Origin of the sequence: Pseudomonas sp. GL-R-26 (assembly GCF_019947365.1) — a bacterium.
In the GTDB taxonomy this organism is placed as follows: domain Bacteria; phylum Pseudomonadota; class Gammaproteobacteria; order Pseudomonadales; family Pseudomonadaceae; genus Aquipseudomonas.
The window spans coordinates 24,525-44,822 of the sequence record NZ_JAGYGI010000006.1 but is presented as its reverse complement, the minus strand read 5'-3'; the positions used below and the strand labels follow the sequence as shown (position 1 = coordinate 44,822).

Sequence of the window (20,298 nt, the reverse complement as noted above, 5' to 3'; positions counted from 1 at the left end):
AAAGCACAATTCAGGCGTGGTTGGGTGCAGGTTTGCCCAGCGCCACGGCAGATGCGGGTTTCGGTGTGTTGCGGGCGGCAAACACGATGATGGCGGCGATGATCGAGGTCGCGGCCAGGCCGTACAGCCCGCCCTGAATCGAACCGGTGCGTTCTTCCAGCAGGCCGAAAGTGGTCGGCGCAACGAAACCTCCGAGATTGCCTACTGAGTTGATCAACGCGATGACGCCAGCGGCAATGCGCGCATCCAGGTAGGCCTGGGGAATCGGCCAGAACAGCGACGAGGCCGATTTGAAGCCCAGTGCGGCAAAGCAGATGGCGACAAAGGCGAAGATCGGCCCGCCGGTGGTGGACATGAACATTCCGGCCGCAGCGATCAGCAGGGCGGTGGCGACCCAGGCTTGCTGGTGTTTCCATTTGCCCGACAGGGAAGCGAAGGCGTACATGCCGACAATCGACAGCAACCACGGAATCGAGTTGAACAGCCCGACCTGGACATCGCTCAGGTCGCCCATCTTCTTGATGATGCTCGGCAGCCAGAAGGTCGCGGCGTAGATGGTCAACTGGATAAAGAAGTAGATCAGGCAGAACAGAATGATCTGGCGATCCTTGAGCAATTTGCCCAGCGACGGCTTGATCGGCGTGGCGGCTTCCCGGGCCAGTTGTTCGTCATCGATGGCCTTGACCAGCGCGTCCTGTTCTTCGCGGCTCAGCCATTTGGCGTCGTGGGGCCTGGAGTCCAGCCAGAACCAGACGAACACGCACAACCCCACCGAAAACATGCCCTCGATGAAGTACATCCACTGCCAGCCGTGCAGGCCCAGCCCTTCGATTTGCAGGAGCAAGCCGGACAGGGGGCCTGAGATCAGCGAAGCGAACGCCGAGCCACTGAGGAAGATGGCAATCGCCTTGCCGCGCTCCACGCCGGGCAACCAGCGGGTGAAGTAGTAGATCACCCCGGGAAAGAACCCGGCTTCGGCCACGCCCAGCAGAAAACGCAGGATGTAGAAGTGGGTTTCGTTCTGGATGAACGCCATGCCCGCGGCGACCAGGCCCCAGGTCAACATGATCCGCGTCAGCCAGATGCGTGCGCCGACTTTTTGCAGAAGGATGTTGGAGGGCACTTCGAACAGTGCATAACCGATGAAGAACAGACCGGCACCCAGGCCGTAGGCGGCCGCGCCAATGCCCAGGTCGTGTTCCATGTGGGCGCGGACGAAACCGATGTTCACGCGATCAATGTAATTGACGATGAACATGATGACGAACAGCGGCAAGACGTGACGTTTGACTTTGGCGATGGCGGACTTCAGCGCTGAATTGGCGTCGTCGTGCATCCCGGAGATGGATGTATTCACTGCGTTTTCTCCCACTCGTTATTTTTATGCGGGGTGAAGCTGAGTGCTGCGTTGTTGATAGACATCATACAACTACATTTTTTGATCTTGCAACCACGCTTGCTCAATGAAATGGCGCATTGTCGGAGATTTTGATTCTATTGGCGGTGGCTGATGGCCTTTAAAACGAACCAATATCGGCTTGTTGTTGAGTGTTGTCATACAAGTTGAGCGAGATTTTTCAGGATTCCCGCCCGACGCGGTGCTACGATTCGATAGCCCTGATTTCCGGACACCCCGATGCAAGAAGACCTCGAAGTACCCGCCCGCAAGCGCAGCCATAACCTGGCCCATGACCTGGTGGAGAAACTGACCCAGCGCATCCTGCTCGGCCAGATGTTGCCCGGCGACAAGCTGCCGTCGGAAAACACTATCGTTCAGGAACACGGGGTCAGTCGCACGGTGGTGCGTGAGGCGATCTCGAAGTTGCAGGCTTCGGGGCTGGTGGAGACCCGGCACGGCATTGGCACGTTCGTGATCGAGCGCGCACCGGAGCAGGGGCTGCGGCTGAATGTCGATACCGCGTTGGGGGTGCGCAGCATTCTGGAATTGCGCATGGGCCTGGAAACCCAGGCGGCGGCGCTGGCGGCAACGCGCCGCAGCGATCTGCAACTGGCGCAGATGCGTGAAGCACTGGATGACTATCAAAGCCTGCTGGCCAACAACGACAGCTGTGTCGAAGCGGACCGGCGTTTTCATCTGCTGATCGCCGAAGCCACCGGCAACGTATGCTTTACCGAAATCATGCAGCACCTGGGCAGTGCCATGATCCCGCGCACCCGCGTCAATGCCGCCGAGCGTGGCGCGGTGGACTTGAGCAAGCTTGGCCAGTTGGCCAATCTTGAACACGAGGCGATTCTCAATGCCATCAAGCGCCAGGATCCGGATGCGGCGCGGGCGGCGATGTGGTTGCACCTGACCAACAGCCGTGACCGGTTTTCTCCCAGTTGATGGTCAGTGATACCGCGTCATCGTTCATCGCGGGCAAGCCACGCTCCCACAGGTTCTGGGGCGTGCTCAAGAACCGCGGCAACCATAAAACCCTGTGGGAGCGAGCTTGCTCGCGATAGCGTCAGGCCTGTCAGCGAAAAACCTGAATCAGACCCTGACAGCCTGAACAACCACAGCCCGCCGCTCCAGATTCAACGCCAGCACACTCACCAACACCACCAGCCCGCCGACCACGATCATCAACGTTGGCCGCTCGCCCAGCGCATAGGACGCAATGACCATCGCCGTCGGAGGCGTCAAATACAGCGTCATCGTCGCCCGGCTCAAATCGACATGCGCCAGCACATAGGCCCAGGCCAGGTACGCCAGGGCGCTGGGGAATATCCCCAGGGCAATCACCGCAAATTGCACACGCAGCGGCGCCAGGGCGACTTGATCCGCCAGGCCGGGCAAGAAAACCAGCAACAGCGCCGTCCCGGACCACACCGTGTAACACACCAGCGTCAGCCCGTCGTAACGCCCGGTGTGATGCTTTTGCAGGGCAAAGTAGAGGCTCCAGGACACCGCCGCCAGCAGGATCAACAAGCCGTGGGCATCAATGCTGCCCAGGCCATGATCGCCCGCCACCACAATCACCACGCCAAACAGCCCGAGCAGCACACACCCCCAGCGCCACAGGCTCACCTGATCCTTGAACACGAAGCGCGCGATCAGCGTGCTGAACAGGGGCGTGGTCTGGGCCAGGACGCTCGAAGCGCCAGCGCTGACACCTTGCTGCCCGAAGTTGATCGCCACGTGGTGCAGGCTCACGGCAAAGAAACCCAGGCCGAACATCAACGGCAGATCGCGCAGGCTCGGCAGGCGAATGCCCTTGAACATCGCGACCACGGCCATGAACACGGAAGCCAGCAGGAAGCGCAGCAGTGCCAGATGTACGGGGTCGTAGGCCAGCAGTCCGATATGGATGCCGGTCGAGGAATAGCCCCAGCACGCCACGACAAACGCCATGGCCAGGATGATTTTCCAGGGGGAAACGGGGGAGGGTGTGAGCGGCGTCATGGTCGTGCACCTGTGGGCGGATGCACCGAGTATCAGAAAGCGGATCGTTCGCCACAACTGACTTATACTGCGCTAACCGTTCACTTTTGGTGATGTATGGAGCTGGCACAGATTCGCATGTTCAAGACCGTGGCCGATGTCGGCAGCATCGCCCGCGCGGCCGAGCTGTTGCATTGCGTACCGTCGAACATCACGGCACGGATCAAGGCCCTGGAGGCCGAATTGGGTGTCGCGCTGTTCCTGCGTGAGGGTCGAGGGCTGCGCATCAGCCCGTCGGGGCAAACCTTCCTGGCCTACGCCTCGAAAATTCTTGCTCTCACCGCCGAGGCCAAGCGCGCGGTCGATCCTTCGGCCGAACCCTCGGGGCCGCTGCGCATCGGGGCCATCGAGTCGTCGGCCACCGGGCGATTGCCGCGGTTGCTGGCGAAATTCCACAAGCGTTTCCCGCAGGTGGCGCTGGAGCTGACCACCGGCACCTGGGCCCAGTTGCTCGACGACACGCTCAATCACAAGCTCGACGGTGCAATCGTCGCGGTCGACGTCGAGCGTGCGCACCTCAAGCGCACGCCGATGTACCGCGAAGAGTTGCTGTTGATCGCCTCAACCTCCCTCGGGCCGTTGCGCAACGTGACGGACCTGCATGACAAGACGATGTTCCTTTGGCCTCAGGGCTGTCCTTACCGGGCAGCGATGGAGCATTGGTTATTGCGCAATGGGTTGGCGCTGCCGATTGTCAGCCTGGCCAGCTATGGCGCGATTGTCGGTTGCGTCAGCGCCGGGGCCGGCGTGGCACTGGTGACTAAAGGGGTTTTCGATCAATACGCCAAGGGCGCCGGGTGCGTGGCGTTCGAGTTTCCCGAACTGACGGCAATCGAGAGCCTGTTCTACTGGCACGAAAACGCCGGGGTGCACCCGGCGCGGGAGGCGTTTGTGGCGATGCTCCGCGAAGAGTTTGCCTGACACATTTCCCTGTAGGAATTGGGTGGATTTGCAGGTCAGGTCACGCTGATATCCCGCATCAACAACCCAAACTCCAGATCCACCGCATCCGGTATCGGCAAATACACCGTATGCCCATCCCCTGGTGCAACCTCGATCGCTTCACCCTTGGCGTTTTGCAACTGATGCAGATCGAAGTGGAAGTTGCCCTTGGGCGTCATCAGCTCCATGTGATCGCCCAGGCCGAAGCGGTTCTTCACCTTGACCTCGGCCAGGCGATCTCGGCGCTGCCCGGTCAATTCACCGACAAACTGCTGGCGCTCCGAGACGGAGCTGCCGTTCTGGTAGTTCTGGTATTCGTCATGCACATGGCGGCGTAGAAAGCCTTCGGTGTAGCCGCGCTGGGCGAGGGATTCCAGATCGGTCATAAGGTCGCGGTCGAAGGCCCGGCCCGCCACCGCATCGTCGATGGCTCGGCGATAAACCTGGGTGGTGCGCGCGCAATAAAAGTGCGATTTGGTCCGGCCTTCGATTTTCAGGGAGTGCACGCCCATGTGGGTCAGGCGTTCGACGTGCTGCACGGCGCGCAGGTCCTTGGCGTTCATGATGTAAGTGCCGTGTTCGTCTTCGAAGGCCGGCATCTGTTCGCCGGGACGATTGGCTTCCTGCAACAGGAACACCTGCTCGGTCGGCGCGCCGATGCCCAGGGTGGGTTCCGGCTGATACTGTTGCACGATCTCGCCGAGATTGTTTTCCGTGGCCGGTTGCGCCGAGTATTTCCAGCGACAGGCATTGGTGCAACTGCCCTGATTGGCGTCACGCTTGTTCATGTAGCCCGACAGCAGGCAGCGCCCGGAATAGGCCATGCACAACGCGCCGTGCACGAACACTTCCAGTTCCATGGCCGGCACTTGCTCGCGGATCTCGGCGATTTCCTCCAGGGACAGCTCCCGGGACAGGATTATCCGGCTCAAGCCTTGCTGCTGCCAGAACTCGACGCTCGCCCAGTTCACCGTATTGGCTTGCACCGAAAGGTGGATCGGCATCTGCGGATAGTGCCGGCGTACCAGCATGATCAGGCCGGGGTCGGACATGATCAGCGCATCCGGGGCCATGGCAATCACCGGTTCAAGGTCCTTGAGGAAGGTCTTGAGCTTGGCGTTGTGCGGCGCGATGTTCACCACCACGTAGAAGCGCTTGCCCTGGGCCTGGGCCTCGCGAATGCCGAGGGCCAGGTTGGCGTGGTCGAATTCGTTGTTGCGCACCCGCAGGCTGTAGCGCGGCTGGCCGGCGTACACGGCATCGGCGCCGTAGGCGAAGGCGTAACGCATGTTTTTCAGGGTGCCGGCGGGGGCGAGCAGTTCTGGCGCGGTGAAGTTCATGGCAGTGTCGGTCGCAAAAGCCGCGCAGGGTAAACGTTCGGTGGCGAGGGATTATTGACCTGGATCTATGCTTGTTCAACAAACCGATGGCACTCGCGCGAGCCGTAGTGGACTAAACATCAGGGCGGAAGTTTTTCGTCCTCTCTGGCACGGATCGGACATGAACGAAGCGCCCCTACAAGACAAATCACTGACGGTTTTGCTGGTGCTGGTGAGCGCTGCGTTCATCTGGATCCTGCTGCCGTTTTACGGCGCGGTGTTCTGGGCGGTGATCCTTGGCATCGTCTTTGCGCCACTGCAGCGCCGGCTGCAAGAGAAGTTCGGCTGGCAACGCAACCTCACGTCGCTGTGCACATTGAGCATTTGCCTGGTGATTGCGATTCTGCCGGTGATCATCATCAGCGCCTTGCTGGTTCAAGAGGGTGCGTCGCTCTACAAAAGCGTCGAGAGCGGCGAACTCGATATTGCCGGGTACGTGTCGCAGTTCAAGCACAGCCTGCCGCCGTATTTCCAGCATCTGCTGGATCGCTTCGGCATGGGTGAGTTGAACGGGCTGCGAGAGAAAATCGTCAAAAGCGCGATGACCGGCGGTCAGGAGCTGGCGGCGCAGGCCTTCATTTTTGGTCAGGGCACCTTCGAGTTCGTCGTCAGTTTTTTCATCATGCTGTACCTGCTGTTTTTCTTCCTGCGCGACGGTGCGGAACTGGCGCGCAAGGTGCGTGCGGCGGTGCCGTTGCAGGAACAGCAGAAACGTCGTTTGCAGCTCAAGTTCAATCGTGTGGTGCGGGCCACGGTGAAGGGCAACCTGCTGGTGGCCATCACGCAAGGCGCACTGGGCGGTCTGATTTTCTGGTTTCTGGACATCCCCAGCGTATTGCTCTGGGCGGTGTTGATGGCGTTTCTGTCACTGCTGCCAGCGGTGGGGGCGGGAATAGTCTGGGCGCCGGTGGCGGTGTTTTTCCTGCTCACCGGGGCGATCTGGCAGGGCATAGTGCTGGGGTTGTTTGGGGTTTTCGTGATCGGCCTGGTGGATAACGTGCTTCGACCGATTCTGGTGGGCAAGGACACCAGGATGCCGGACTACATGATCCTGATCTCTACCCTCGGCGGCCTGGCGATTTTCGGACTCAACGGCTTTGTCATCGGCCCGCTGATCGCGGCCCTGTTCATGTCGAGCTGGGCCATTTTCATTGAAACCAAACCGCGGGTGCAGTTGCCTTAGGCGTTGAGCCTGCCGGACTGGCCGGTGCCGATGCGTTGCGACAGCTCCTTGGCGGCGGGTAGCGAAGTAAGCGGGCCGCTGATCTGCACGCCATCCTGCACCAGATACCAGCAGGCGAGCATGCCCAGCTCTCTGAGCTGTGCGGGGACGGCGCTGCCGATAACGGACATGATCTGAACCTTGGACACGACAAGTACCTCCATCAATCTGTGGAGTTACTTTAAGGTCAGGGTGCCTTTAGGGGTAATCAACGCTTTCGATAGTGGTCATTGATGCCAGAGGGGGCAAACGACCGTTGGTCGGTCAGCTGACCACCTGATCGAGCATATGAACCACTTCCTGCTCGTTGAGCAGGCCCTTGCGTACCAGGCTTTGCGTCAGCAGCGAGAGAAATTTGGCGCTGCGATGACCTTCCAGGTGCTTGAGTTCGGTCAGTGCGTTGTACACCTTGCTGGAGGTGCACAGACCGACGATGCGGTGCGGGTTTTGCGTTGGCATGTGGTCGTCCTTGTTGTTTTCAACTGTTATCGACGGACAGCACCGAGCTTGCGGAACTGTCATGACAAAAATATGACCGTTTTTTGCCGCACGGCAGAAATCGGGTCGAGTCCATCTTGCCCATTTTTGCCACGGGTACTGTCCCGATAGCGACCTTGGCGAGATTTATCCAGACCTGTACCGACAAACGGGCATAAAAAAGCCCCGCTTTATCAGCGGGGCTGGATGAGTTCGTTACCAGCGGCCGTGGCCGTAGTAGCCGCGTGGCGGGCCGTAGTAACCATGGGGTGGTCCGTAGTACACCGGGGCCGGGCGGTAGTAGATCGGTTGTTGCACGTAGACCGGGGCCGGTTGGTAGTAAACCGGAGGCGGTGGTGCGTAATAAACCGGCGCGGGCTGGTAGTAGACCGGTTGCGGTGCGACATAAACCGGGCGGTTGGCGTTGATCAGAGCCGAGCCGACGATGGCAGTACCGACGATCGCGCCAAACACCGCCGGGCCCTGCCAGTAATTACCACCACCATGGGCTTGCGCCTGTCCTGCGATAGCGAGGGCGCCGATCAGCAAGGCTACTGTGGGGACTTTACGGATCATGATAGTTCCTCGGTTCTTCAGCCCGGCGCTTGTGTCTGCAATAGACCCAAGGATTGTCGCGGGGATACTTCTAAGACAGCGTTTTTCTGAAAAACAGCACGGCCGTTAGGTAAATTTTGTGTAAGGTCTGTACCGACTTTCTTACCGACCCGTGTAAGGCCGTGTTAACACACTTATATGATCGATCAGAACCCGATGGAGGGCTAATCCCGTCCATCCGAAAAGTGCATTTGAAGGAGCTTGCCCGTGCAGATGAACCCCAACAAAGACACCCAGCTGTGCATGTCCCTTTCAGGACGCCCCGGGAACTTTGGTCTGCGTTTTCACAATCATCTGTATGAACAGCTGGGCCTGAATTTCTACTACAAGGCCTTTGCCAGCCAGGACCTGCCGGGTGCCGTTGTCGGCATTCGCGCCCTGCGCATTCGTGGCTGTGGCGTGTCGATGCCGTTCAAGGAAGCCTGCATTGCCCTGGTGGATGAACTCGACGCATCGGCCGCCGCCATTCAATCGATCAACACCATCGTCAACACCGACGGTCATCTCAAAGCCTACAACACCGACTACATCGCCGTTGCCCAGTTGCTGGAAAAACACCAGGTGCCCAAGGACTCGACCTTTGCCTTGCGCGGCAGTGGCGGCATGGCCAAGGCCGTGGCGAGCGCCTTGCGCGATGGCGGCTATGAAAGCGGCCTGATCGTGGCCCGCAACGAGCGCGCCGGACAGGCACTGGCGCAGTCGTTGGGGTATGAGTGGCAGGCCGAGCTGGGGAGTCGTCGCCCGCAAATGCTGGTCAACGTCACCCCGATCGGCATGACGGGGGGGCCGGAGGCCGAGCAACTGGCCTTTGAGCCTGACGTGATCGAAAAAGCGGACACTGTCTTCGATGTGGTGGCGATTCCCTCCGAAACTCCGCTGATCATGCGTGCTCGTGCCGAAGGCAAGCGGGTCATCACCGGGCTGGAAGTGATCGCGATCCAGGCATTGGAGCAATTTGTGCTCTATACCGGCGTGCGGCCAACGGATGAGCAATTCCAGAAGGCCGTGGCGTTTGCCCGCAGCTAGGAGGTGTCCATGCATCCCCCCATTCTCAACCTGAATTCAGTCGAACTTGAACCGCTGCCCGAAGCGTTTGCGCCGAGCGGTGAAACCGCCGGTCGCTACCAACAGCGCCTGGCCCGCGTCGGTCAGCAACTGGGGGCACAAAAGCTGGGTTATCGCCTGTATGTGCTGGAGCCAGGCATGCGCGGCAGCCCGTTCCACAGTCATCGGGTCAATGAGGAAATGTTCTACGTCGTGGCCGGGGAAGGGGAGGTTCGCCTGGGAACCGAACGTTTTCCGATCCGCGCCGGTGATGTGATCGCTTGTCCACCGGGCGGGCCTGAAAAGGCGCATCAGATCATCAATACCAGTAACGGCGAGTTGCGGTACCTGGCCGTCAGCACCCAGCAATCGCCGGAGATCTGTGAATACCCGGATTCCGGTAAATACGCCGTGATGGATGACTTCAAGGTGGATGCCGAGGGTAATGCGTCAGGCTTTGTTGCCGTTGCCCGGCAAGCCGATGGGGTGGATTACTGGGACGGCGAGTAGCGGTACAGGATGACGGATACTTTTGTGGCGAGGGAGCTTGCTCCCGCTGGAGTGCGAAGCAGTCCCCTTTTCGGGGCCGCTTCGCAGCCCAGCGGGAGCAAGCTCCCTCGCCACAGTGGGCATCTTTGAAAGTTAAGAAGTCATTCCAGTCGTGCCAAACGCTCTTCCAGCGCCGCAATCCGCGCTTCCAGCTCTTCGATCCGTTCAACCGAAACCCCGCTGCTGCCACGTTCGGCCGGGTTGTTCCTTGCAGCCATGATCGCTTCGATATCCGCCGGGTCGCCCAGGGCGTGCGTGTAACGATCTTCGCGCTGGCCGGCCTGACGCGGAATCAGTACGGCCAGGCCCCGGGCAATCAGGCGTTCGAGTTGATGCACCACCTGTTCGGCATCTTCGAACTCATGCATGCGGCCGCTGCGGGTCAGCAGTTCATTGACGGTCTGCGGGCCGCGCAGAAACATCAGCCCGGTCAGGATGACCTGCGCCGGCACCAGTTCCAGAGCCTTGTCGACCTTGTGTTCCCAGCGGTCGGCGCGGCTGCCCATCACCAGTCTGGCGAAACCGTGTCCTTCGAGGACGCGCAGGCTATGGCCGACCTGGCCTGGTGTGAGGTTCATCACCGGCTCGCGGCTGGTTTTCTGGTTGCAGGCAATCACCAGGGCATTGAGGGTCAGGGGATAGGTTTCCGGGCTGGTGGCCTGTTTCTCGATCAACGAGCCCAGAATGCGGATTTCCGTACTGTCGAGCCGCTGCTCGTCTAAAGTCGTCTCTTGCTCAGTGCTCATGGTTCTGCATCCTTACCCGATTCATGTTTTTCACTCGCGTGAGTGCACTTTAGATGGGCAAGCGCCAATGGCAACCGAATTCGTTGCGCCATCAAGTGAATGATGACAAAAAGTGTATGAAATCTTAACGCCATTTTTACAAATGGCCGGGCACCGTATGCGGGGCGCGCGCGAGTGCGTCCAAAGGGCGGGGTATTGTTGGCGCCATCGTCCTGAATAGCTGAACCCTGCATCGAGTCGGCCGGTGTACGACACCTTGATTCGCCTCTGATAAAAGAAATCCAATAAAGGCGAGAGTGACTCCATGAGCCAAGACATTTTTGTATCCGTACTGATCCCCGCCAAGAATGAAGCGAACAACCTCAAGCCGCTGCTTGAGGAAATTCGCGTCGCATTGGCCGCTGAATCGTACGAAATCATCGTCGTCGACGATGGCAGCACCGACGCAACCCTGCAGGAATTGCGGCAGATCCGCCACGACGGCTTGAACACCCTGCGCATCCTGCATCACGAACGTTCGCTGGGGCAGAGCACCTCGCTGTACCACGCCGCCCGTGAGGCCCGCGGACAGTGGCTGGCGACCCTCGATGGCGACGGCCAGAACGACCCGGCGGACATTCCCGGCATGCTGGCGCTGGTGCGCGGCGAACCGGGCAAGGTCGATGTGCAACTGGTCGCCGGGCATCGGGTCAATCGCCGCGACACCGCAAGCAAACGCTACGCCTCGCGGTTCGCCAACAACCTGCGCCGCCGCCTGCTCAAGGACGCCACCCCGGACACCGGTTGCGGCCTGAAGCTGATCGAGCGCGCGGCGTTCTTGCGCCTGCCGTACTTCGACCACATGCATCGCTACATTCCGGCGCTGATCCAGCGCCATAACGGGCGCATGATCGTGCACCCGGTCAACCACCGACCGCGCACGGCCGGGGTCTCGAAATACGGCAACATCGACCGCGCGCTGGTCGGCATTCTCGATTTGTTCGGTGTCTGGTGGCTGATCAAGCGCACGCGGCTGAACACCATCGCCCAGGAGATCAAAGGATGAATCTCTCCCGCGAAGCCCTTTGGCTGATCGTCGGTTTTGTCGGGCAGATCGCCTTTACCGGGCGGTTTGTCCTGCAGTGGCTGTACAGCGAATACAAGAAACGCAGCGTGATCCCGGTGAGCTTCTGGTACCTGAGCATCGTCGGCAGCACCTTGTTGCTCGCCTATGCCATTTACCGTGAAGACCCGGTGTTCATCGCCGGACAGGCCTTTGGCTCTCTCGTTTATTTTCGCAACTTGCAGCTGATCGCAAAAAGCAAACACCTGAAGGAGTAGGTCATGCCCGGATCGTTATCGACCCGATACATTACGTTGCTCGTGGCCATCGCGGTTGCGTTGCTGTTTTTCTGGGGGCTGGGCAGCGTGCCGTTCCTCAGTGTCAACGAGGCCCGCCGCGCCGTTACCGTGCGCGAAATGCGAGAGGCAGGCAATTGGCTGCTGCCTTACATGAACGGCGACTTGTACTTGTCCAAGCCGCCGTTTTTCTATTGGGCCGGTCTGGTTTCAACGGCGGTGCTGGGCAGCTTGTCCGAGTGGAGCGTGCGCCTGCCTTCGGCGCTGGCTGCCGCCTTGTGCTGTGTTGGCACCTATCTGTACGGCGTTCGGCAGGCGGGGCGGCAGGTCGGACTGTTCGCCGTGGTGTTCCTGGCCGCGAACGGCGCCTTCAGCCTGTTCGCACGACGCTCGGAAATCGAGATGTTGCTGACCCTGCTGTGCTTCGGTGCGCTGCTGGCGGCCTGGCAGTTCATCTTCCTGCAAGGTCGGGTCTTGTGGAGTCGGTTGAGCTACGTGCTGCTGGGTTGCGCGTTGCTGACCAAAGGGCCGGTTTGCCTGTTGTGGGTGACGGCGCCGATCCTGGCCTATGCCTTGATCTACCGCGATGCCCGGGCCAAGGCTTATCTGTGCGACGGTTGGGGCTGGCTGATTGCCCTGGTGCTGGGCGGTTCCTGGTACGTGGCGGTGTCTGTGAACCAGGGCTGGGGCATCTGGGCCTCGATCATCAGCGAAGACATCGTGAAGAAGATCGACGGGCAGGGTGCCGAGGCCTGGTATGCGTACCTGTTGTACCTGGCCGGGGATTTCTTCCCGTTCTGGCTGATCGCATTCGTGCAACCGCGCAAGTTCTGGGCAATGATCCGCTCGCGCCGCGAGGCGGGCATGTTGCTGATTTGCAGTTTGCTGCCGCTGCTGGTGTTTTCCTTGTTTACTGAAAAACACGGCAAATACCTGTTGCCAGTCTATCCGTCGATGGCGTTGCTGCTGGCGATGCACTGGTCGGCGCTGCTCGACGACCTGAAGGGGCGCTGGCGCACGGTCCTGGCCGTTGTGCCCTACGTGATGCTGGCCGGTTTTGTGGTGTTCTACATGTTCGTCGAAGCGCGGGTATTGTCGCACCGGTTCGGTGGTCTTGAGCAGGTCGCCACGCTGGCTAATGGGCAACCGGGTCAGAAGGCTTATACCCTCGGTGAGCCGGATATCCGTCTGGTCTACTACATGGGCCGGCCAGTGGCGCCACTGACAGTGGCGCAGTTGCAGTCCGAGTCCCGTCCGGCGGGGTTGCTGTTTGTGCAAGAACCCCTCGCACCGGAACTACAGAACCTGGCGTCGTGCCAGGTCGGTGAAGTCAACCCGTACCTCAAACCGCACCGTGCGGCGCTGCTGGTGCGCATGGGTGGAGATTGCCGCTGATCGGCTTCCCGGCCGAACAGTCACCGCAGCACAACACCCGTTCGGACTAGGCAGGGCTAACGATTCTGCCGCGTCCGGCCGGCGCCAAACTTCATGCTCAAAGGGGTGTTGCGCCACGCGCGCCCCGCCAAACGAGCAGAAGGCGCCGCGATGGAGTTTGCATTCAGCGACGAACAGGAAATGATCCGCGCATCGGCCGAGGGCTTCCTCGCCGATGTCTCGGATTCTGCCGCCGTGCGCGCGGCAATGGTCAGTGAGCGGGGTTTCGACGAAGCCCTCTGGCAGCGTCTGTGCCAGGAAATGTACTGGCCAGCGATTCATATCCCCGAAACCTATGGTGGCCTGGGCCTCGGCTTTGTCGAGCTGACGATCCTGCTGGAACAGATGGGCCGGCGTTTGCTGTGCTCGCCGTTTTTCGCCACCGCCTGCATGGCCACCCCTGCGCTGTTGCTGGCGGCCAATGATGAACAGAAGCAGCGTTGGTTGCCGTCGATTGCCGACGGCAGCGTGACCGCGACCCTGGCGTTCAGCAGTGCCAACGGCTGGTCCGCCGACGATGTCCAGGCAACGGTGGTGGCTGAAGGCGACGGGTTCGTCCTCGACGGTACCCTCAAGCATGTGCTCGACGGCCATGGCGCCGACCTGTTGATCATTGCCGCACGACAACCCGGAACCACTGGCGAAACGGGCATCAGCCTGTTTGCCGTGAGCGCCGTCCGCGCAGGCATCGAACGGCAGATGTTGCCGACCATGGACCAGACCCGGCGTCAGGCGCGGATCCAGCTCAAGGGCCTGTACCTTGAAGCCGACTGCCTGCTGGGTGAGTTCGGCAACGGCTGGTCGCACCTTGAGCGAGTTCTGCAACTGGCCTGCATCGGCCTGGCTGCCGAACAGACCGGCGGCGCGCAGCAGGTGCTCGACCTCAGCGTGGCCTACATGCAGGAGCGCCAGCAGTTCGGTCGCCCGATTGCCAGTTTCCAGGCCCTCAAGCACCGCGCCGCCGACATGATGCTGCAAGTCGAATGCGCCCGTTCGGCCAGTTATTACGCCGCGTGCGTGGCCCAGGAAGTCCTCGATCCCCAGGGTGATCCCCAGGTCGCGGCCGAACTGCCGCTGGCGGCGGCGCTGGCCAAGGCGCAGTGCTCCGAGACCTACTTCCATTGCGCGTCCGAATCGATCCAGTTGCATGGTGGCGTCGGTTTCACCTGGGAATACGACCCGCACCTCTACTTCAAACGCGCCCGTGCCAGCGAGAGTTTCCTCGGGCTACCGGCCTGGCATCGCGAGCGCATTGCTTCGGTGATTCTGGGAGAGCAGCCATGAAAATCAGTTTCAGCGAGCAGGACGAACGCTTCCGTCGGGAAGTCGCCGACTGGATGAGCGCCAACCTCTGCGGCGAGTTCGAAGCCTTGCGTTTTCGCGGTGGACCGGGCGATGAGCACATGTTTCCCGAAGAGCGCAAAGCCTGGGAGCGCAAGCTCGCCGAAGGTGGCTGGACCTGCGTCGGCTGGGCGCCGGAGCATGGCGGGCGCGGCTTGTCGATCACCGAACAGGTGATCTTCAACGAGGAATACGCCCGCGCGGGCGGTCCCGGCCGCATGGGGCACATCGGCGAAGGCCTGGCCGGGCCGACCATCGCCGCGTTCGGTACGGTCGAACAGCAGCAGCGCTTTTTGCCGGGGATCGTCAGCGGTACGTCGTTCTGGTGCCAGGGCTATTCAGAGCCGGGCGCCGGTTCCGACCTGGCCAACGTCAAGACCCGCGCAACGCTGGATGAAGCCACCGGCAGTTGGATCATCAATGGCCAGAAAGTCTGGACCTCGCTGGCCCACGAATCGGATTGGTGCTTTGTCATCGCCCGCACCGAACCGGGCAGCGTCGGCCATCGCGGTCTGTCTTTCCTGCTGGTGCCCATGGCCCAGACAGAAATCACCGTACGGCCGATCGAGCAACTGACCGGCACCTCGGAATTCAACGAAGTGTTCTTCGACGATGCCCGAACCGACGCCACCAACATCATCGGCGCGCCGGGCGAAGGCTGGAAGATCGCCATGGCGCTGCTGGGTTTCGAGCGGGGTGTCTCCACCCTCGGCCAGCAGATGCAGTTCCAGAACGAACTCAACGAAATCATCGCCATCGCCAAGGCCAACGGCGCCGACCGCGACCCGATACTGCGTCAGCGCCTGGCCGAAGCCTGGAGCGGGCTGCGGATCATGCGCTACAACTCGTTGCGCATGCTCTCGGGTAGCCAGGACGGTTCGCTGCGCAAAGAGGCAACCATCTACAAGCTGTTCTGGTCGACCTGGCACGCCAGCCTCGGCAAGTTGGCGATGGACGTCCTCGGCGCCGAGGCGGAATTGCTCGAAGCCGGACCTTACCAACTGACCCGTTTGCAGTCGCTGTACCTGTTCAGCCGCGCCGACACCCTCTACGGCGGCAGCAACGAAATCCAGCGCAACATCATCGCCGAGCGTGCCTTGGGCATGCCCAAAGAGCCGCGTCCGCGCGCCTGAAAGGAGAGAGTTCATGTCTGTACCTCAATATGTTGAAGGTCGCGGTCTGCTGCGCGGCAAGTCGGTACTGATCACCGCCGCCGCCGGTGCCGGGATCGGTTTTTCCGCCGCCGTGCGTGCCGCCGAAGAAGGCTGTCGTGCGCTGATGATCAGCGATATCCATGAAGGTCGGTTGGCCGAAGCGGTGCTGAAAATCCGCGAAACTACCGGGCTGCAGCAGGTCTTCGGCCAGGTCTGCAACGTTGCCGACGAAGCCCAGGTGCAGCAACTGATCGCCTGCGCCGAGCGTGACCTGCAAGGCGTCGATGTGCTGATCAACAACGCGGGCCTCGGTGGCTCGCGGTTGCTGGTGGACATGGCCGACGAAGAGTGGAATCGGGTCATCGACGTAACGCTCACCGGCACCATGCGCATGACCCGCGCCATGCTGCCGAAGATGATGGAGCGTCGTGCTGGAGTCATCGTCAACAACGCCTCGGTACTGGGCTGGCGCGCGCAGAAAGAGCAGGCGCACTACGCCGCCGCCAAGGCTGGCGTGATGGCGCTGACCCGCTGCGCAGCGGTCGAAGCCGCCGACTACGGCATCCGTATCAACGCGGTCAGCCCGAGCATTGCCCTGCACGATTTCCTGCGCAAATCCGCGCCCCAGGCGGTGCTCGATCAACTGGCCGCCAACGAAGCGTTCGGTCGTGCCGCCGAAGTCTGGGAAGTGGCCAACGTGATGATGTTCCTGGCCAGCGACTACAGCTCCTACATGACCGGCGAAGTGTTGTCGGTGTCCAGCCAGAGGGCGTGACCATGCCACGTATTTTTGACACGCCGATGGCCTTGTTCGACGCCGTGGGCGAATCGCTTGGCGCCAGTGACTGGCTGCTGCTGGAACAGGACCGAATCAATCTGTTTGCCGACGCCACCGGTGATCACCAGTGGATTCACGTCGATCCGGTCAAGGCCGCCAGCGGCCCGTTTGGCGCCTGCATTGCCCATGGCTACCTGAGCCTTTCGCTGGTCAATCTGTTCTTGCCGCAGATCGTCGAAGTCCGTGGCCTGGCCATGGGCGTCAATTACGGCTGTGAGCGGGTGCGCTTCCCCTCGGTGGTGCGCGTCGGTTCGCGGGTGCGCGGCAGTGCGCAACTGATCGCGGTCGAGGAAGTGAAGGGCGGCGTACAGGCGACCATCCGCGTCAGCGTCGAAATCGACGGCGAGGAACGTCCCGGCTGTGTGGTCGACACCATCAGTCGCTATTACCCGGCCTGACCTTCAACAGCATTTTCGAGGAATCCAGCATGAAAGAAGCCGTCATCGTTTCCACCGCCCGCACTCCGATCGGCAAAGCCTTTCGCGGTGCGTTCAATGACACCGAAGCGCCGCAACTGGGCGGCCATGTGGTGCGCGAAGCCGTGCGCCGTGCCGGCATCGAGCCGGGTGAAGTGGACGACGTGATCATCGGCGCCGCGGCGCAGCAGGGCACCCAGTCCTATAACCTGGGTCGCCTGTGCGCGATTGCCGGCGGCTTGCCGGCGTCGGTTGCCGGGATGGCTGTCGAGCGCCAGTGCTCGTCGGGCCTGATGAGTATCGCCATGGCCGCCAAAGGCATCATGTGCGACGAAATCGACATCGCCGTGGCCGGTGGCCTGGAGTCGATTTCCCTGGTGCAGAACAAGCACAAGAACCTGTATCGCAACCAGTCGGGTTCGGTGATCGAGCTGGATCCGCACGCCTATATCCCGATGATCGAAACCGCCGAGATCGTTTCCGCGCGCTACGGCATCTCCCGCGACGAGCAGGACGAATACAGCTACCAGAGCCAGCTGCGCACCGCGCAGGCCCAGAGTGCCGGGCGCTTCGACCGTGAACTGGCGCCGCTGGCCAGCCGCAAGGCACTGTTCGACAAGGCCACCGGCGAAACCAGTTATGAAACCGTCACCTTGCTGCGCGACGAGTGCAACCGTATCGACACCACCCTCCAGAGCCTGAAGGCGCTGGAGCCGGTGTGGCCGGGCGGTCAGTGGAGCGACAAGGGGCGTTTCATCACCGCCGGCAATGCCTCGCAGTTGTCCGACGGTGCATCGGCCTCGGTGTTGATGAGCGCCAAAATGGCCGAGAAGCGTGGCCTGGAACCGCTGGGGATCTATCGCGGCATGGCTGTCGCCGGCTGCAATTCCGACGAGATGGGCATCGGCCCGGTGTACGCCATCCCCAAGCTGCTCAAGCGCCACGGCCTGACCATGGACCACATCGGCCTCTGGGAGTTGAACGAAGCGTTCGCCTGTCAGGTGCTGTACTGCCGCGACACCCTGGGCATTCCGGCCGAGCGCCTGAACGTCAACGGCGGGGCGATCTCCATCGGCCATCCGTTCGGCATGTCCGGTGCGCGGATGGTCGGCCACGCGTTGGTCGAAGGCCAGCGTCGCGGTTTGCGTTATGTGGTGGTGAGCATGTGCATCGGTGGCGGCATGGGCGCTGCTGCGCTGTTCGAGGTGGTCTGAATGATCAGCGCTCAACAGATTCAGGCGACCATGGCGCGTTATGTGGAGCTGGTGGATGCCAGCGACATCGAGGGCATCCTCGCGCTTTACGCCAAGGACGCCACCGTTGAAGACCCGGTCGGCCACGCGCCGTTGCAGGGCATCGACGCCATCGCGCGCTTTTACCGTGAAGGGCTGGGGGCGATGAAAGTCTCCGCAACCCAGACCGGCCCGGTGCGCGCGACACTCAACGGTTGCGGCGCGATGCCGTTCCGGGTCGACATGGAGTGGGGCGGGCAACCGTGCTCGCTGCATGTGATCGACGTGATGGAGTTCGATGCCGACGGCAAAGTCCGTTCGATGAAAGCCTTCTGGAGTGAGGTCAACGTGACAGCGCGAGGTGCAGTATGAATCTGGAGCAGCGGATCGCCCGCCTGGAAGCGCTGGAGGAGATCCGCCAGCTCAAGCATCGCTACCTCAACGCCTGCGATCTCAAGCAGGTCGAGGTGATCGCCGACTGCTTTGCCGAAGGTGAAGTGCTGATCGATTACGGACCGTTGGGGGTCTTTCGCGAGCGCGACAGTTTTGTCGCGCTGTATCGCGAACTGGCTTGCCATCAGCGGGTGATCGACCTGCATCACGGCGCCAACCCGGAAATCGAAGTGCTGAACGAGGATCAGGCCCAGGGCCGTTGGGCCCTGTGGTATTTCAACCTGGATGGCGAGAGCGGGGCGACGCGGCAGTTGGGTGGGTTCTATCAGGACCGTTACCAGCGTATCGCCGGCCAATGGAAGATCGTCGCCACCCGTTTTACCGCTCACTCGGAAGTGGCGCGCTCCTGAAGGCGGGTTTCGATCCGGTCGGGATTCTGTGTCCGGCCGGTTTCGTAGAAGGCCTTGAGGTTCTCGGCAATCTGCTGCACGACCTTGTTGAAGGCCTTGGCCAGCAACCTTTCAAACAGCCTGCCACCGCGCAGGCTGTATCTCATTTGCAGGGTGATGCGGGTCACATCCCCCTCCGGCTGCAAGGCATAACTGAAACTCGCCTCGCGAAACGGAAAGGGCGAGTCATTGCCGCCCTTGTGCAACCGCAGCACGAACCCCGTGCCTTCCCGCCACTGCACCACGCTTTCATCCAGATACTGACCGCCCTTGCGCAACACCCGGCGGCTGGCGCCCAGGCCTTCCTGCACGCCGGGATGAAACTGGCAACCGGTCAGGCCCGGCACGTAGTGCGGGGCCAGGCTCAGGTCGCGCAGTTTGGCCCAGGCGGCTTGTTGCGTGAGGTTCAGCACAACGCTGTGGCTGGCTACGGGCATGTCAAAGCTCCTCTTATGAATGGGATTGGGCCGCGTCGAGAAACGCCGGGCGTTCGCCCGCGCCATGCACCGCGATGTCCGCGCCGCTGACGTAACGGGCCAGCTTCGAGGCCAGGTACAGGCAGGTGTCGCCAATATCTTCCGGGGTCGCCAGACGTTGCAATGGAATGGTCGCTGCCACCCGGGCTATGCCCGCGTCGTCACCATAATGCATGGCCGACTGCTCGGTGAGAATCAGCCCGGCGGTCACTGCGTTGACCCGCACCTTCGGCGCCCATTCCACCGCCAGCGAGGTGGTCAGGTTCAGCAGACCGGCCTTGGCCGCGCCGTAAGCGGCGGTGCCGGGGGAAGGGCGGGTGGCGCTGACGCTGCAGATGTTGATGATCGCACCGCCGTCGGCCTGGGCCTGCATCACCTGGTTGGCCTGCTGGCACAGGTTCAGTGGCGCGATCAGGTTTAATCGGATGATTGCCTCGCTGAAACGCGGTGAGGCTGTCGCGGCGTCGGCATTCGGCGAACCGCCGGCGTTGTTGATCAGCACGTCGAGACGACCGAAGCGCTCGACGATTTGTGTGATCAAGCGCCCGGATTGCTCGACATCCCGCAGGTCGCAGGGCACGAACAGCGCCTCGCGCCCGGCGCTGGCAGGCAAGGTTTGTGGGGCTTCGCGACCGCAAATCACCACCTCGGCGCCACAGTCCAGGAAGCGCTGGCTGATGCCGCGACCCACACCTTTGCCACCGCCGGTGACCAGTACCACTTTGCCGCGAAAGTCCATCGGATCAAGCATGGGAATTCTCTTTTTGTCGCTCGGGAATGCTATCGATGCTAGGTCGACCGTCTTTGT

Annotated in this window: 24 protein-coding genes; 15 read left to right on the top strand and 9 right to left on the bottom strand. The window is 61.4% G+C overall.

Annotation, left to right across the window (positions count from 1 at the left end; all coding sequences use genetic code 11):
• Positions 1 to 10 precede the first annotated feature (10 nt).
• On the bottom strand, positions 11 to 1,357 hold the full coding sequence (locus KGA96_RS08495) for an MFS transporter (RefSeq protein ID WP_046042784.1): 1,347 nt from the start codon (positions 1,355 to 1,357) through the stop codon (positions 11 to 13).
• Positions 1,358 to 1,636: 279 nt separating this feature from the next.
• Between KGA96_RS08495 and KGA96_RS08490 the strand changes: the two genes are divergently transcribed.
• The gene (locus KGA96_RS08490; RefSeq protein WP_046042783.1) at positions 1,637 to 2,347 is read left to right on the top strand and encodes a FadR/GntR family transcriptional regulator; all 711 of its coding nucleotides are present in this window, start codon (positions 1,637 to 1,639) and stop codon (positions 2,345 to 2,347) included.
• 147 nt (positions 2,348 to 2,494) lie between these two features.
• On the opposite strand, the gene KGA96_RS08485 is transcribed toward KGA96_RS08490, so the two are convergent.
• Positions 2,495 to 3,406 (bottom strand): DMT family transporter, encoded by a 912-nt coding sequence (locus KGA96_RS08485; protein ID WP_223465888.1) that lies wholly within the window; start codon positions 3,404 to 3,406, stop codon positions 2,495 to 2,497.
• Positions 3,407 to 3,502: 96 nt separating this feature from the next.
• On the opposite strand from KGA96_RS08485, the gene KGA96_RS08480 reads away from it, so the two are divergent.
• Positions 3,503 to 4,366: a LysR family transcriptional regulator gene (locus tag KGA96_RS08480; protein WP_046042781.1), complete on the top strand. Its 864-nt coding sequence runs from the start codon at positions 3,503 to 3,505 to the stop codon at positions 4,364 to 4,366.
• A gap of 35 nt (positions 4,367 to 4,401) precedes the next feature.
• Here the strand turns inward: KGA96_RS08480 and yegQ are convergent, their stop codons facing one another.
• Positions 4,402 to 5,727: a tRNA 5-hydroxyuridine modification protein YegQ gene (yegQ, locus tag KGA96_RS08475; protein WP_046042780.1), complete on the bottom strand. Its 1,326-nt coding sequence runs from the start codon at positions 5,725 to 5,727 to the stop codon at positions 4,402 to 4,404.
• 160 nt (positions 5,728 to 5,887) lie between these two features.
• Here yegQ and KGA96_RS08470 point away from each other — a divergent pair, with 160 nt between their 5' ends.
• Positions 5,888 to 6,949 (top strand): AI-2E family transporter, encoded by a 1,062-nt coding sequence (locus tag KGA96_RS08470; protein ID WP_046042779.1) that lies wholly within the window; start codon positions 5,888 to 5,890, stop codon positions 6,947 to 6,949.
• On the opposite strand, the gene KGA96_RS08465 is transcribed toward KGA96_RS08470, so the two are convergent.
• The 3 genes from KGA96_RS08465 to KGA96_RS08455 form a co-directional block, all read right to left on the bottom strand.
• Complete coding sequence (locus KGA96_RS08465; RefSeq protein WP_046042862.1) at positions 6,946 to 7,137, bottom strand: hypothetical protein; 192 nt, start codon at positions 7,135 to 7,137, stop codon at positions 6,946 to 6,948. The genes KGA96_RS08470 and KGA96_RS08465 overlap by 4 nt on opposite strands.
• Positions 7,138 to 7,252: 115 nt before the next feature.
• A complete protein-coding gene (locus tag KGA96_RS08460; protein WP_008052996.1) occupies positions 7,253 to 7,447 on the bottom strand; it encodes a hypothetical protein in 195 nt (64 codons plus the stop codon).
• 234 nt (positions 7,448 to 7,681) lie between these two features.
• Positions 7,682 to 8,041 carry a hypothetical protein gene (locus KGA96_RS08455; protein WP_046042778.1) on the bottom strand — a complete coding sequence of 120 codons (360 nt, stop codon included), beginning with the start codon at positions 8,039 to 8,041 and terminating at the stop codon, positions 7,682 to 7,684.
• A 246-nt stretch (positions 8,042 to 8,287) separates the two neighbouring features.
• Between KGA96_RS08455 and KGA96_RS08450 the strand changes: the two genes are divergently transcribed.
• Positions 8,288 to 9,106, top strand: coding sequence for a shikimate 5-dehydrogenase (locus tag KGA96_RS08450; RefSeq protein WP_046042776.1), 819 nt, complete (start codon positions 8,288 to 8,290; stop codon positions 9,104 to 9,106).
• A 9-nt stretch (positions 9,107 to 9,115) separates the two neighbouring features.
• Positions 9,116 to 9,634, top strand: a complete 519-nt coding sequence (locus tag KGA96_RS08445) for a cupin domain-containing protein (RefSeq protein WP_008052993.1) — start codon at positions 9,116 to 9,118, stop codon at positions 9,632 to 9,634.
• Between the two features lie 140 nt (positions 9,635 to 9,774).
• Here KGA96_RS08445 and KGA96_RS08440 read toward each other — a convergent pair whose 3' ends face one another.
• Entirely contained in the window at positions 9,775 to 10,419 is a 645-nt protein-coding gene (locus tag KGA96_RS08440) for a YceH family protein (RefSeq protein ID WP_046042775.1), read from the bottom strand.
• 304 nt (positions 10,420 to 10,723) lie between these two features.
• On the opposite strand from KGA96_RS08440, the gene KGA96_RS08435 reads away from it, so the two are divergent.
• From KGA96_RS08435 to KGA96_RS08390, 10 genes are all read left to right on the top strand, one after another.
• Positions 10,724 to 11,464 carry a glycosyltransferase family 2 protein gene (locus KGA96_RS08435; RefSeq protein ID WP_046042774.1) on the top strand — a complete coding sequence of 247 codons (741 nt, stop codon included), beginning with the start codon at positions 10,724 to 10,726 and terminating at the stop codon, positions 11,462 to 11,464.
• On the top strand, positions 11,461 to 11,739 hold the full coding sequence (locus tag KGA96_RS08430; RefSeq protein WP_046042772.1) for a lipid-A-disaccharide synthase N-terminal domain-containing protein: 279 nt from the start codon (positions 11,461 to 11,463) through the stop codon (positions 11,737 to 11,739). The genes KGA96_RS08435 and KGA96_RS08430 overlap by 4 nt, the downstream gene beginning before the upstream one ends.
• A gap of 3 nt (positions 11,740 to 11,742) precedes the next feature.
• Positions 11,743 to 13,152, top strand: a complete 1,410-nt coding sequence (locus tag KGA96_RS08425) for an ArnT family glycosyltransferase (RefSeq protein ID WP_046042771.1) — start codon at positions 11,743 to 11,745, stop codon at positions 13,150 to 13,152.
• Between the two features lie 150 nt (positions 13,153 to 13,302).
• Positions 13,303 to 14,475 (top strand): acyl-CoA dehydrogenase family protein, encoded by a 1,173-nt coding sequence (locus KGA96_RS08420; protein ID WP_046042861.1) that lies wholly within the window; start codon positions 13,303 to 13,305, stop codon positions 14,473 to 14,475.
• Positions 14,472 to 15,665: an acyl-CoA dehydrogenase family protein gene (locus KGA96_RS08415; protein ID WP_046042770.1), complete on the top strand. Its 1,194-nt coding sequence runs from the start codon at positions 14,472 to 14,474 to the stop codon at positions 15,663 to 15,665. Before KGA96_RS08420 ends, KGA96_RS08415 begins: the two co-directional genes overlap by 4 nt.
• Before the next feature lie 13 nt (positions 15,666 to 15,678).
• Positions 15,679 to 16,461: an SDR family oxidoreductase gene (locus KGA96_RS08410; protein ID WP_046042769.1), complete on the top strand. Its 783-nt coding sequence runs from the start codon at positions 15,679 to 15,681 to the stop codon at positions 16,459 to 16,461.
• Positions 16,462 to 16,463: 2 nt separating this feature from the next.
• Positions 16,464 to 16,922, top strand: coding sequence for a MaoC family dehydratase (locus KGA96_RS08405; RefSeq protein ID WP_223512348.1), 459 nt, complete (start codon positions 16,464 to 16,466; stop codon positions 16,920 to 16,922).
• A gap of 29 nt (positions 16,923 to 16,951) precedes the next feature.
• A complete protein-coding gene (locus KGA96_RS08400) occupies positions 16,952 to 18,154 on the top strand; it encodes an acetyl-CoA C-acyltransferase (RefSeq protein ID WP_046042767.1) in 1,203 nt (400 codons plus the stop codon).
• On the top strand, positions 18,155 to 18,544 hold the full coding sequence (locus tag KGA96_RS08395) for a nuclear transport factor 2 family protein (RefSeq protein ID WP_046042766.1): 390 nt from the start codon (positions 18,155 to 18,157) through the stop codon (positions 18,542 to 18,544). It begins immediately after the preceding gene.
• Positions 18,541 to 18,975, top strand: a complete 435-nt coding sequence (locus KGA96_RS08390; RefSeq protein ID WP_046042765.1) for a nuclear transport factor 2 family protein — start codon at positions 18,541 to 18,543, stop codon at positions 18,973 to 18,975. The genes KGA96_RS08395 and KGA96_RS08390 overlap by 4 nt, the downstream gene beginning before the upstream one ends.
• Here KGA96_RS08390 and KGA96_RS08385 read toward each other — a convergent pair.
• Positions 18,951 to 19,451: an SRPBCC family protein gene (locus KGA96_RS08385; RefSeq protein ID WP_046042764.1), complete on the bottom strand. Its 501-nt coding sequence runs from the start codon at positions 19,449 to 19,451 to the stop codon at positions 18,951 to 18,953. The genes KGA96_RS08390 and KGA96_RS08385 overlap by 25 nt on opposite strands.
• A gap of 13 nt (positions 19,452 to 19,464) precedes the next feature.
• Positions 19,465 to 20,241, bottom strand: coding sequence for an SDR family oxidoreductase (locus KGA96_RS08380; RefSeq protein WP_046042763.1), 777 nt, complete (start codon positions 20,239 to 20,241; stop codon positions 19,465 to 19,467).
• Between the last annotated feature and the right edge of the window lie 57 nt (positions 20,242 to 20,298).